Genomic DNA, 12,043 nt, shown 5'->3' on the forward strand with positions numbered 1-12,043 from the left:
CAGCGCCCCTCGCCGGGGCCCGCGCCCCGGCACCCCGATTTACCCTTACCCTTTGCAACCCGTTTGGCGGGAGGAGAAAGTTATGGACATCAAGGATCGTGTCGCGGTCGTTTCGGGCGGTGCCAGCGGATTGGGCGCGGCAACGGCGCGGCGGCTGGCAAGTGAGGGCGCGCGGGTCGGCATCCTCGACTTCGACGCAAAGCGTGGCGCCGCCGTCGCCGCCGAAATCGGCGGCCATGCCGTGCAGACCGACGTGGGCGACGAGGCCTCGGTCGCGGCGGCCATGGCAGAGATCACCGAAAAGCTGGGCGCGCCGCGGGTTGCGGTCAGCTGTGCGGGCATCGGTCTGGCGGCACGGATCGTCGGACGCGAAGGCAAGCTGTCCACCGACCTGTTCGAAAAGACCATCCGGGTGAACCTGATGGGTACCTATTTCGTCATGTCATACGCCGCGCGCGAAATGATGGCGCAAGAGCCGCTGGAAACCGGAGAGCGCGGCGTGATCGTCAACACAGCGTCCATCGCCTATCAGGACGGCCAGTTCGGACAGGCAGCCTATTCGGCCTCCAAGGGGGCCATCGCTGCCATGTGCCTGCCCGCCGCGCGCGAAATGGCCAAGCAGGGCGTGCGCGTCATGGCCATTGCGCCAGGCCTGTTCAACACGCCGATGATGGAAGGTCTGCCCGAGGACGTGACCGCCGGGATCGTCGCCAACATTCCCTTCCCGCACCGTTTGGGCGATCCCGCAGAATACGCTCAGATGGTTAGCCAGATCGTCGCCAATCCCTATCTGAACGGGACCACCATCCGCCTCGACGGTGCGGTGCGTCTGCCGCAGCGCTGAGGAGACACCGCCATGACAGAGTACCGCGCGCATTCCGTCACCCGTGAAGACAGGGATGACGGCACCATCATCCTGCGCTCTGGTTACCAGATGACCGAGCCGGCCCGCAAAACGGGCGATTGGCTGGATCACTGGGCCGAGGCAACACCCGAAGCGGTCTTTCTGGCCGAGCGGGACGGGGAAGGGTGGCGCGAGGTACGTTATGCCGAGGCGCGCGATGCGGTGCGCCGCATCGCCTCCAGCCTGCTGGACCGGGGCATGAATGCCGGGACACCGATCCTGATCATCTCGGGGAATGGCGTCGACCATGGGCTTTTGACGCTTGCGGCACAGTATGTCGGTGTTCCGACTGTGCCTCTGGCGGAACAATACGCGCTGATCCCGGGCGCGTGGCCGCAGTTGGAACACTGTGCGCAACTGGTCAAACCGACCATGGTCTTTGCCGATGATGGCGCGAAATTCGCCACTGCTCTGGCGCATGACCTGTTCAAGGACATGGAGATCGTCGTCTCGCGCAACCCTCAAGCTGGCGAGACCGAATTGGCATCTCTGCTGGGCGAGATCGACGGGCTGGCCGTTGCGGCGGCGGCGGGCGAGGTTGGGCCGGACACTGTGGCCAAGTATCTGATGACCTCGGGGTCAACCTCGCATCCCAAGGCGGTCATCACAACGCAGCGGATGATGTGCGCCAATCAGGCACAGATTGCCGATGCGCTGCCCTTCCTGCGGGACCGCCCGCCGCGCATCGTAGACTGGTTGCCTTGGAACCATGTCTTTGGCGGTTCGCACAATTTCAACATGATGCTGGCCAATGGCGGCGCACTGTATATCGACGGAGGCAAGCCGATCCCGGCCAAGATCGCCGAGACGGTGGAAAACAACCGCATGAAAAGCGGTACGCTGGCCTTTAATGTGCCGGTCGGGTTTTCCATGATGCGCAACGCGATGAAGGCCGATCCGGACCTGCGCAAGAGCTATTTCGAAGACCTCGACATGCTCTTTTACGCGGGCGCGTCGCTGCCGCAGGACGTCTGGAACGATCTTGAGGACATGGCGCGCGAAATGCGCGGTGAGGTTCCCTTGATGAACTCGTCCTGGGGGTTGACCGAAACCGGTCCGGCCTGCCTGATCCAGCATGAACCGACCCATATGTCGGGGATCATCGGGGTTCCGCTGACCGGGGTCGAGGTCAAGCTGATCCCGGACGAAGACATGCGCTGTGAAATCCGTGTGCGCGGACCGAACATCATGCCGGGCTATCTGGACGACGCGGAAAAGACCGCCGAAGCCTTTGACGAAGAAGGTTTCTTCAAGACCGGCGACGCGGTGAAATTCGTCGATGCCGACGATCTGAACAAGGGCATGCGGTTCGACGGTCGTATTTCCGAAGACTTCAAACTGCTGACCGGGACATGGGTGCGGGCGGCCACGCTGCGACTGGAACTGTTGCAGGAATACGGGCCGCTGGCGCAGGATATGGTCATCTGCGGTGCCGATAAATCTCAGGTCGGCCTGATGATCTTTCCCTCGGCCGAAGCCATCGCACTGGCCGGGGAAGGGGGGGGACAGGACGGGGCCCTGATGAGCGACGCCCTGCGCGCCGCACTGGCCGAAAAACTGGCGCTGCGGGCGGATCACGGGTCTGCGGCAAGGGTTAGCCGGGTGATGGTCCTGTCCGAACCGCCCTCGCTGGGGGATGGCGAGATCACCGCCAAGGGCAACCTGAATTACCGCAAGGTGCTGGCGCGCCGCGCGGCGCTGCTGGAGCGTCTTTATTCAGACGAAGACCCGGCGGTGGTCTGTCTGTGACCCCGCATTGGGCGGCGGTTTCCGCCGCCGTCCGCAGGTGGATTTGATCTGGGACAAAGAATCGCCTGCATTTGCTGTTAGCATCGGGTGTCGAACCTTCTGCCGCGAACAGAAAGAGATACCATGCAATCCGACCGACTGATCGGCCACGCCCCGCGAAGCCAGGCCTTTGGTGAGAAATTCTATGCCACCGGTGGCACTTGTATCGGGTGCAAGGGCTGTACCGGGCTGTGCCAGGCCTTGATCGAGGCGTTGGTGGTGCCCGATATGGTGCTTGGCCGGGAGGACTGATCCGGCCCGCCACGCCCCTCTTGTATACATGCTGTGATGACGTTGCGTCGCGTGCCTGTCACGCGCCGCTTTCGGGCGCCTGTTTTTTGGGCTATGCACTATAGTTCATAGATCAGGGCGCAAGGCAAAAGGGGACAGCGTGGCGGAACGGTCGGTTGCAACACAGGATGAGACCGAACACGGTGCCGTGGCACTGTTGCTGGAACGTGTCGGGCAGCGGGTGCGGCAGGCGCGGGAACAGCGCGGCATCTCGCGCCGGGTGCTTTCGGACAAATCCGGCGTCTCGCCGCGCTATCTTGCGCAACTCGAAAGCGGGGCGGGGAATATCTCGATCGGTTTGTTATGCCGTGTGGCCGAGGCGCTGGACCTGCGGATCGAATGGTTGGTGGGCGCGGATGATCCATGGACGTCGGACGTGCTGCACATGGCCGAGATGTACCGTCAGGCCGAGGCTCCGCTTCAGGCGCAGGTGCGCGACCTCTTGCTGGATGGTGCGCCGGGCGGACGGCGGGCACAGCGGGTTTGTCTGGTCGGTCTGCGCGGCGCGGGCAAATCCACCCTGGGCCGGATGGCGGGGGCCGCGCTGGACGTGCCTTTCGTGGAACTGAATCAGGAGATTGCGGACATCGGTGGCATGCCCGTGGCCGAGATCATGGCGCTTTATGGTCAAGAGGGCTATCGCAAGCTGGAGGCGGATGCGTTGGACCGCGTGGTCGCCACCCATGATCAGGTCATCCTAGCGGTTGGCGGTGGCATTGTGGCCGAACCGGCCACGTACAACCGCCTGCTGTCGCATTTCCACACGATCTGGCTCAAGGCCGCGCCCGAGGATCACATGGCGCGCGTGCGGGCACAGGGAGATGAACGCCCGATGGCCGGCCAGCCAGAAGCCATGGCTCAGCTAAAGTCGATCCTTCAGGCGCGCGAGGCGCTGTACGAACGCGCCCATGCCCATCTGGAAACATCCGGTGCCACGCTGCGAGAGACGCGGGACCGGTTGCTGGCGCTGATTGCGGCAGAGCATTTCCTTGGCTGACGCGGTTCTGGGCGAACGCCTGCGGATGGCGTTTCGCGACGCCGCCGAGGCGGTGTTCCTTTACGGGTCGACCCCGTGGGAAGTGGACGAGGCCCTAGAGGCCTTTGGCTTCGCGGCCGGACCTTTCGAGGTCGAGGACCGTGTCGGGCTGGATCTTGCATGGGCGCGCCAGAGCGCCGGGAAGGGGCCAAAGGGCCTGCCGATCCTGCCCCGGATGATGGAATTGGGCAAACTGGGGCGCAAGACCGGCGCGGGCTGGTATCGCTATCCCGGCGGCAATGGAAAGGTCGATGATCCGATCGTGGCGGATCTTGCGCTGGAAGAGGCGCATTTCCACCGTTTGAACCGGGTGGATTACAGCCCCGAAGAAATCCTCGACAGAATGTTGACCGCCCTTGTGGCCGCCGCGGCCGAGGCCCTTGCCGAAGGCATCGCTGCGCCTGCGATTGACGCGGCATCGGTCGAGGGGGCGGGCTTTCCCGCCGCCAGGGGCGGCATCCTGACATGGGCGCGTGGATTGGACCCGGCAGACCTGTCCCGGATGGTCCGCCTTGTGCGGGACGAGGGCAAGGTGCCCCTGCGCATGGTTGCAGGGCTGGAGCGTGGGCGGCTGCCCGGTGGCCCGGACTAATTCAGGTCTTCCAGCAGGCGACCATGTCGCCGGGTTTCTTCGATGACCGCGCCAAAGGTGGTCAGACCGCGCGCCTGAAGCATCGGCAGCATCCGCACCAGCACCTCTGCCGTGGCGCGCGCGTCGCCAAGCGCCGTGTGCCGCAGCGCTTCGGGAATCGTGACCCCCAGCCGCTGGCACAACGCATCCAGCGTATGCGTTTCGGACGCGCCGAACAGAACCGCCGAAAGCAGCACCGTATCAAGGATCGGATGATCCCAGACCACGCCCATGCGCGCCTTGTGCCGTTGCAGAAAGGCCATGTCGAACGGCGCATTATGGGCCACGATCACGGAATCCCGGGCAAACCCGTGAAACAGCCGGCCGGCACGGGCGATGTTCGGCTGACCGGCCACCATCGCGTCGGTGACCTTGTGCACCTTGGTCGAGGCGGGCGGGATCGGGCGGCCCGGATCGACCAGCTGATTGATTTGTTCACCTTCGATGATCCGCCCGTTGACCACGCGCACCGCGCCGATCTGTACGATCTCGTCCTTGTGCGGCAACAGCCCGGTGGTCTCGGTGTCGAAGACGGTAAAGGTCAGCGCCGACAGCGGCAGGTCGTCGATCCGGGAACCGCCGCGAGCCTGCAACAGGTCAAAGTCGTAGATCAGAGGGCGCGCGGCCTCGGGCGGGATCTCGATATGTGCGGCGTCGATGATCATCATATAGCCGCCGCCTTCGGTCGGCTTCAGTCGGGCCTCATAGCTTTGCTGCCCGTCCAGACCTTCCAGCGTGCGACTGATTTCCTTGCCGCATTTCATCAGCGCCGTCCGGGCGGCCGTCAGCCCCGCGGGGTCAAAGTAATCGCTGAGCGGCGCATTCAGACGCGGCACGGCCTGCTGAGCCAGCACCTCGGCCGCCTGCCCGTCATAAAGGACGATCTGGTCATGGGCATTGATCAACAGGGTCGCCACCGGGATTTCGGTCAGCAGCGCGGTCAGCCGTTCCTTTTCCGCCGCCAACCGCTCGGTTTCCGCGGCAATCCGTTCGGCGGTCGAAACCGTGCTTTCGGACAGCGCCGCTGTGATCGCACTGGCGGCGGGGGCCAGATCGCCAAGGTAGCGGGCCGCTTCGGTGTTCACTTCTGTGTTGATCCCCGCATGGGCGCGGGCGCGCAGTTGCGCCGACAGACGCTCGATCGGTTTGGCGACGTTTTCGTCGAACAGCAGCCATATCCCGGCGCAAAGGGCCACAAGGCCAAAGGTTGCAAGGATACCGGCAAAAAGGAAACCGTCCGCTGGCCCGGTCTGTAGTGCGCGGCCATGACCAACCCACAGCGCCGCCAGAACAATGACGGTGCCGCCAAGGGCGATCAGGCAGAAAAACAGGAAGATCCGCAGGCGCAGGCTAAGGTGGCTCATGGCTCAGACCTCGGCGCAGACGGTCTTGACGATGGGGTCTTTTGCACCGACATCGCGCCACAGCGGGGGCGAGCCATCGCCCAGCACCGGATCGGCGCGGCGCATGTCCTTGCAGTCGACCATGACCTGCACGATCTGGTTGGTGCGCCAGCGCCCGTAGAAATACAGGTTCACAAGGTAGAGGTTTTCCTGTTCGGCGTTCTTGAGCGGGCTGCCCGTGTCGGCGGCCACGAAACGATCCGTCAGCGGGTAAATATAGGTCCATGGACGCCAGGCCGCGCGGCTGTCGATTTTTTGCGCCACGGTCAGCCCGTCCGGCAGGTTCTGAACCGTGCGGTTGTACCAGCTGTATTCGCTGGCGATGCCCGCGATCAGCATCGCGGCCCCGGCGCCCAGCGGCACGATCCAGCGCGGCAGACGCCGTCCCGAAAGCCAGGACAGCAGCATCATCACACCCGCGCCCGCAAAGCCCGCCATGAAGACGGCGATCAGTTCCAGAAACATCTTTACTCCTCCTCACCGCTGGCCCGCGCCTTCCCCTTGGCGCTGGCACAACGGCCCTATGTCAACATGCCCTTGCCGTGACCCACGGCGGATTGCAGCGATTTGACCACGACAAAGGCGTCACGCAAATGACTCCGCTCAAAATCCGACAGATCGGCGGGGGCAAGGTAGTTGTCCGGCGCGCCGCCAGCCTTGATCCGGGCGGCCTGATGTTCCAGCCGGGTCTCGGCGATCAGGTCATAGGCGTCGATCAGGCTTTGGCCCCCGGACTGGCTCAGCACGCCTGCGGTCATCGCGGCCTCCAGCCGGGCGCGGGTGTTGACCTGGGCCAGTTGCCCCTGCAACGCATAGACGCGGCCTAGATCGACCACCGGCACGACGCCATTGTGTTTCATGTCCAGCTGGTTCTTGTGTTCGCCAGACCGAATGGTGGCAAACCCCCGCAACAGACCCAGCGGCGGCGTGTGTTTGAGTGAGTTCGAAATCATATGCGCCACGAAGATCGAATTCTTGGCGGCGCGCGCCAGCGTGTCTTCTTGCAGGTTCTCGAACAGGGCGGTTGTGCCGCCAATGGGGCGCAGGTCGAACATGACCGAGGCCAGCATCTGAGCCTCGTTGTCGGGTTTCGTGATCCAGCGGTCGAAATACTGCCGCCAGACCCGCAGCGGCTGACACCAGCGCGGGTTGGTGGCCATCATGTCGCCCGGGCAATAGACATAGCCGCAGGTGTTCAGCCCGTCGCAGACAAAGTTTGCCAGCGCCTCGAAATAGGGCATGTGCTCTTCTGTCACCTCGTCAGAGAGGATCAGCACATTGTCCTGATCGGATACGCCGGTCTGTTCCTGCCGTCCCTGGCTGCCGCAGGCGGCCCAGAGATAGGGTACCGGCGGCGCGCCAAGCTGGTCTTCGGCCAGCGCCAGAAGGCGACGGGTCGCCGTGTCGGCGATGTCGGTGATCAGCCGGGTGACGACCTCGTGCCGGTTGCCGCCTGCCACCAGTTGCACCAGCAGTTGCGGGATGCGGGCGGTGACGCGGGCCATGGCCTGTGCGTCCGGCGCGCGGGCAATCTCGGACACCAGTTCGGCCGAGGTCATCGCCTGAAAGCGGGTCAGATCCGTCTGCGTGACGATGCCGACCAGCTTGCCGCCCTCGGTGACGGGCACATGGCCGATGCGCCGTTCCATCATCATATGCAATACGTCCGACCCAATGGCGGACGGCGGCAAGGTCAGGGGATCGGCTGTCATGATTTCGGACAGGGGCGTGTCATAGGGCAGGGCGCCACCCACGACCTTGCCGGAAATGTCGCGGATCGTGGCAATGCCGCGCAGCACCTTGCCTTCGGTGATGCAGACCGAGGAGATATGCCGCGAATGCATCAACTGTGCCGCGAATTGCACCGGCGTGTCCGGCGGGCAGGTCAGCGGCGCCGGTGCCATCAGCGTTTCCACCCGGCTGGTGGCCAGATCGGCGCGTTTCGGTTTCGGCGCACGCTGGCGATCAAAGAATTTCTTGGCGGCGGGCTGGGTGTCCACCAGCCGCAGGAAGTCCGCCTTGGGCAACACCAGCAGCAGCGAGTCCTCGCGCGTGCGGGCGCTGGTCGCGGCCAGTCCGTCCCGCGTAAGACCGCGTTCGCCAAAGGAGTTGCGGGGCCCCAGAAGCGAGATCTGCGCTCCGTTCTGGTCACGCACCTCGACCGCGCCGCTGTGGATCAGGTACAGCCCTTCCAGCGGCTCGCCCAGCCTGTAGATCTCTTGGTCGGCGGCCATGGCCTGCGGGCGAAAGGCGGGCAACAGCGCCTCCAGCGTTTCGCGGTCCAGCGCGTCATAGGGATGGACGGCGGTCAGAAAGCGCAGAAGATCGGTGGGGGCAATGGGCATGGGTCAGTCCTCCGAAAGCGAAGGGGAAACGGAATAGCGCGTCAGCGCAAGGCCGGAAGGATAGCGCCGCACCCGTTCCAGCGTCAGACCGATGTCGGTTTTCAGGTCCATGTCGCCGAACAGGCGACGGCCCTTGCCGATCAGGACGGGCACTATGGTCAGTTCCATGTCGGCGATCAGGCCCGCCGCAAGGAAGGATCTGATCACCGATCCGCCATCCACATAAACCCTTTGCCATCCCTGCTGCGACAGCTCGGACATCAGTTCGGGCGGCGAGAGGCGGGACAGCCGCACGCGCCCCTTGAGGGGGTCGGGAATGTCGTCCTCGGTCATGCTGCGGCTGAGCACGATCACGGGTTTGCTGTAGGGCCATTCTCCGCCAAATCCCAGCACGGTGCGAAAGGTGCCGCTGCCCATGACCAGCCCGTCGACCGAGGCCATGAAGGCGTCAAATCCGTGATCTTCGTCCGGGGCGTGATAGGCCATCAGCCAGTCAAGGCTATCGTCCTCACGGGCAATGAACCCGTCAAGGCTCATGGCGATGAAGACATGTCCGGTGGTCATGAGAGGGCTCCGGCAAAGGGCTGAGGCAAAAAAGAAAGTCCCGCCCGGCATAGCGCCGGACGGGACCAAAGCGAAGGGGGCGGGCCGTCGCAGGGACGGCCGTGACCATCAGTGACCGTCCACGGCGGCACCGGCACCGCGCGGCACGCGTACCGATTCCACGAGGTCTTCGATCTCTTGCGGGATCGGCTGGGTCATCTTGGACACCGTGAAGGCAACCGCGAAGTTGATCATCGCACCCACGGCCCCGAAGGAGGTGGACTTGATGGTGCCCAGCAGCGGATCGGCGTCGGTGAAGCTGTTGGTGCCCGGCACAAAGAACCAGCCCTTGTGCAGGAAGATGTAGACCAGCGTCACGATCAGACCGGCCAGCATACCGGCCACGGCGCCCTTGTTGTTCACCTTGGTAAAGATGCCCATCATGAGAACCGGGAAGATCGAGGCTGCGGCAAGGCCAAAGGCCAGGGCCACGGTCTGCGCCGCAAAGCCCGGGGGGTTCAGACCCAGGTAAGTGGCGACGGCAATGGCGACGGCCATTGCGATCCGGGCCGACATCAGTTCGCCTTTTTCGCTGATGTTCGGGGTCAGCTGACCCTTCATCAGGTCGTGCGACACCGCCGAAGAGATGGCCAGCAGCAGACCGGCGGCGGTGGACAGCGCGGCGGCAAGACCGCCCGCAGCGACAAGGCCGATGACCCAACCGGGCAGGTTGGCGATTTCGGGGTTAGCCAGAACCAGGATGTCGCGGTTGAAGTTGGTCAGCTCGTTCGCGTCACCCCAACCGGCGGCCTGCATTTTGGCCAGCGTGTCGGCGTCCTTGTCGTTGAAATACGCGATCTTGCCGTCACCGTTCTTGTCTTCCCAGCCCAGAAGGCCGGTCTGTTGCCAGGTGGCCATCCAGTCATAGCGCGCGTCGCTTTCGATCATTTCAACCGAAACCGGTTCGCCCGATGCGCCGTTCGGCCACATCATGTCGGTGATGTTCAGGCGCGCCATGGCACCCACGGCCGGGGCCGTCAGGTAAAGCAGCGCGATAAAGACCAGCGCCCAGCCGGCGGACCAGCGTGCGTCGGCCACCTTGGGCACGGTGAAGAACCGCATGATGACGTGGGGCAGGCCCGCGGTGCCGATCATCAGCGACAGGGTGAAGAGCACCATGTTGAAGGTGTCGCCGTGGTGAACCGTGTACTCGTTGAAGCCAAGTTCGGCCACGATGGCGTCCAGCTTGGCCAGCAGCGGCTCGCCCGAGGCGGCATGGTCTCCGAACAGGCCGAGGGCCGGGATCGGGTTGCCGGTCAGTTGCAGCGAGATGAAGACGGCCGGGATGGTGTAGGCCATGATCAGCACGCAGTACTGGGCCACCTGCGTGTAGGTCACACCCTTCATGCCGCCAAAGACGGCATAGGCAAAGACCACACAGGCACCGATCAGCAGGCCGGTGGTGTTCGACACCTCGAGGAAGCGGCCAAAGGCCACGCCCACGCCGGTCATCTGGCCGATCACGTAGGTGACCGAGGCGACGATCAGGCAGATCACGGCCACAAGGCGCGCGGTCGGGCTGTAGAAACGGTCGCCGATGAATTCCGACACGGTGAACTTGCCGAACTTGCGCAGGTAGGGCGCAAGCAGCAGCGCCAGCAGCACGTAGCCACCGGTCCAGCCCATGAGGAAGGTCGAGTTGTCATAGCCGGTGAAAGCAATCAGGCCCGCCATCGAAATGAACGAGGCCGCCGACATCCAGTCCGCTGCCGTCGCCATGCCGTTGGTGACCGGGTGAACGCCGCGACCGGCGGCATAGAATTCCGAGGTGGACCCAGCGCGGGCCCAGATCGCGATGCCGATGTAAAGCGCAAAGGAGGCGCCCACGAACAGCAGGTTGATGGTAAACTGATCCATAACGTCTTACTCCTCCTCGACGCCGAATTCTTTGTCGAGCTTGTTCATCCGCCAGGCGTAGAAGAAGATCAGCGCCAGAAAGACGATGATCGAGCCTTGCTGCGCAAACCAGAAACCAAGGTCGGTGCCGCCCACGGCGATGCCGGACAACAGCGGGCGCAGCAGGATGCCAAAGCCGAACGACACCAGCGCCCAGATGATGAGGCTGATGACAATGATACGCACGTTGGCCGCCCAATAAGCCGCGTCGGACTTCTTGGTGGCGTCAACGCCTTGAGATGTTTGATCCGCCATGATGCGGGTCCTCCTCTTTCCTCCATTGACCCGCCGCACGTGGCCGGCGCGGCGGGTTGTCCTGTCTCGCGCCGCCGCCTCAGGCGGTGGCGGTCTTCACGATCGCCGAGAGCTTCCCGGCAATTTCGTTGATCTCACCCATGGCATCGATGCCGATCAGCGCGCCCTGGCCGGCGTAGTAGTCGATCAGCGGTGCGGTCTGGGCGTGATAGGCCTCAAGCCGTGCGGCGACGGTCTCGGCGTTGTCATCTGCGCGGCGTTTGAATTCGGTGCCGCCACATTTGTCGCAGGTGCCTTCGGTGGCGGGCTGCTTGAAGCTGTCGTGATAGCCCTCGCCGCAGCCGCCACAGGTGTAGCGGCCGGAAATCCGCGTCACCATGGCGGCGTCGTCCACCTCAAGGCTGACGGCGGCGTTGATCTTCTGACCGCTCTCGGCCAGCAGGCCGTCCAGCGCCTCGGCTTGCACCGTGGTGCGCGGGAATCCGTCCAGGATCACGCCCTTGGCGCAGTCCTCTTCGGCCAGCCGGTCGCGCAGGATGGCGATGACAATGTCGTCGCTGACCAGTTCGCCCGCTTCCATCACCGCCTTGGCGCGCTGTCCGGCTTCGGTGCCTGCCGCGACGGCAGCGCGCAGCAGGTCGCCTGTCGACAGCTGGACAAGTCCGAACTGTTCTTCAAGCATCCGGGCCTGCGTGCCCTTGCCGGCCCCCGGAGGGCCCAGCAGGATCAGAACGGGGGCGGTGGCGGGGGTGTTTGCTCCATCCATCATCGTCTTACGCCTTGTTCATTCTGTTTTGGATGAGGTCATCGACGACGGTCGGGTCTGCGAGTGTTGATGTGTCACCGAGGGATCCGTAGTCGTTTTCGGCGATCTTGCGCAGGATGCGGCGC

At 64.1% G+C, this 12,043-nt stretch carries 12 protein-coding genes; 5 read left to right on the forward strand and 7 right to left on the reverse strand.

Translation table 11 applies throughout. The features are described 5' to 3' along the window. Positions 1-82 precede the first annotated feature (82 nt). The 5 genes from KJP30_RS22310 (at position 83) to KJP30_RS22330 (ending at position 4,611) form a co-directional block, all read left to right on the forward strand. Positions 83-844 (forward strand): SDR family NAD(P)-dependent oxidoreductase, encoded by a 762-nt coding sequence (locus tag KJP30_RS22310; RefSeq protein WP_218451626.1) that lies wholly within the window; start codon positions 83-85, stop codon positions 842-844. Positions 845-856: 12 nt separating this feature from the next. Further along, a complete protein-coding gene (locus KJP30_RS22315) occupies positions 857-2,653 on the forward strand; it encodes a feruloyl-CoA synthase (RefSeq protein ID WP_246594700.1) in 1,797 nt (598 codons plus the stop codon). A 123-nt stretch (positions 2,654-2,776) separates the two neighbouring features. After that, a complete protein-coding gene (locus KJP30_RS22320; RefSeq protein WP_218451628.1) occupies positions 2,777-2,944 on the forward strand; it encodes a hypothetical protein in 168 nt (55 codons plus the stop codon). Between the two features lie 139 nt (positions 2,945-3,083). Next, entirely contained in the window at positions 3,084-3,980 is an 897-nt protein-coding gene (locus KJP30_RS22325; RefSeq protein ID WP_218451629.1) for a helix-turn-helix transcriptional regulator, read from the forward strand. Next, positions 3,973-4,611: a 3-hydroxyacyl-CoA dehydrogenase family protein gene (locus tag KJP30_RS22330; RefSeq protein ID WP_218451631.1), complete on the forward strand. Its 639-nt coding sequence runs from the start codon at positions 3,973-3,975 to the stop codon at positions 4,609-4,611. Before KJP30_RS22325 ends, KJP30_RS22330 begins: the two co-directional genes overlap by 8 nt. Here KJP30_RS22330 and KJP30_RS22335 read toward each other — a convergent pair. The 7 genes from KJP30_RS22335 to KJP30_RS22365 form a co-directional block, all read right to left on the reverse strand. After that, positions 4,608-6,014 carry a 3'-5' exonuclease gene (locus tag KJP30_RS22335; protein ID WP_218451633.1) on the reverse strand — a complete coding sequence of 469 codons (1,407 nt, stop codon included), beginning with the start codon at positions 6,012-6,014 and terminating at the stop codon, positions 4,608-4,610. The two genes, KJP30_RS22330 and KJP30_RS22335, sit on opposite strands and share 4 nt — an antisense overlap. A 3-nt stretch (positions 6,015-6,017) precedes the next feature. Further along, on the reverse strand, positions 6,018-6,518 hold the full coding sequence (locus KJP30_RS22340) for a hypothetical protein (RefSeq protein ID WP_218451634.1): 501 nt from the start codon (positions 6,516-6,518) through the stop codon (positions 6,018-6,020). A gap of 56 nt (positions 6,519-6,574) precedes the next feature. Continuing rightward, positions 6,575-8,398: a DUF294 nucleotidyltransferase-like domain-containing protein gene (locus KJP30_RS22345; protein WP_218451643.1), complete on the reverse strand. Its 1,824-nt coding sequence runs from the start codon at positions 8,396-8,398 to the stop codon at positions 6,575-6,577. 3 nt (positions 8,399-8,401) lie between these two features. Further along, positions 8,402-8,962 (reverse strand): dihydrofolate reductase family protein, encoded by a 561-nt coding sequence (locus tag KJP30_RS22350; RefSeq protein WP_218451644.1) that lies wholly within the window; start codon positions 8,960-8,962, stop codon positions 8,402-8,404. 108 nt (positions 8,963-9,070) lie between these two features. After that, entirely contained in the window at positions 9,071-10,858 is a 1,788-nt protein-coding gene (locus KJP30_RS22355; RefSeq protein WP_218451645.1) for a sodium:solute symporter family protein, read from the reverse strand. Positions 10,859-10,864: 6 nt separating this feature from the next. Beyond that, on the reverse strand, positions 10,865-11,152 hold the full coding sequence (locus KJP30_RS22360) for a DUF4212 domain-containing protein (protein WP_218451652.1): 288 nt from the start codon (positions 11,150-11,152) through the stop codon (positions 10,865-10,867). A gap of 79 nt (positions 11,153-11,231) precedes the next feature. After that, complete coding sequence (locus KJP30_RS22365) at positions 11,232-11,918, reverse strand: adenylate kinase (RefSeq protein WP_218451666.1); 687 nt, start codon at positions 11,916-11,918, stop codon at positions 11,232-11,234. Positions 11,919-12,043 lie beyond the last annotated feature (125 nt).

This window comes from Antarctobacter sediminis (assembly GCF_019218285.1).
In the GTDB taxonomy this organism is placed as follows: Bacteria; Pseudomonadota; Alphaproteobacteria; order Rhodobacterales; family Rhodobacteraceae; genus Antarctobacter; species Antarctobacter sediminis.

What these genes read in the sequence shown, in the direction of transcription:
- KJP30_RS22310 (WP_218451626.1), top strand. Translation starts at nt 83, where the DNA reads ATGGACATCAAGGATCGTGTCGCGGTCGTTTCGGGCGGTGCCAGCGGA.
- KJP30_RS22315 (WP_246594700.1), top strand. Translation starts at nt 857, where the DNA reads ATGACAGAGTACCGCGCGCATTCCGTCACCCGTGAAGACAGGGATGAC.
- KJP30_RS22320 (WP_218451628.1), top strand. Translation starts at nt 2,777, where the DNA reads ATGCAATCCGACCGACTGATCGGCCACGCCCCGCGAAGCCAGGCCTTT.
- KJP30_RS22335 (WP_218451633.1), bottom strand. Translation starts at nt 6,014, where the DNA reads ATGAGCCACCTTAGCCTGCGCCTGCGGATCTTCCTGTTTTTCTGCCTG.
- KJP30_RS22340 (WP_218451634.1), bottom strand. Translation starts at nt 6,518, where the DNA reads ATGTTTCTGGAACTGATCGCCGTCTTCATGGCGGGCTTTGCGGGCGCG.
- KJP30_RS22345 (WP_218451643.1), bottom strand. Translation starts at nt 8,398, where the DNA reads ATGCCCATTGCCCCCACCGATCTTCTGCGCTTTCTGACCGCCGTCCAT.
- KJP30_RS22350 (WP_218451644.1), bottom strand. Translation starts at nt 8,962, where the DNA reads ATGACCACCGGACATGTCTTCATCGCCATGAGCCTTGACGGGTTCATT.
- KJP30_RS22355 (WP_218451645.1), bottom strand. Translation starts at nt 10,858, where the DNA reads ATGGATCAGTTTACCATCAACCTGCTGTTCGTGGGCGCCTCCTTTGCG.
- KJP30_RS22360 (WP_218451652.1), bottom strand. Translation starts at nt 11,152, where the DNA reads ATGGCGGATCAAACATCTCAAGGCGTTGACGCCACCAAGAAGTCCGAC.
- KJP30_RS22365 (WP_218451666.1), bottom strand. Translation starts at nt 11,918, where the DNA reads ATGGATGGAGCAAACACCCCCGCCACCGCCCCCGTTCTGATCCTGCTG.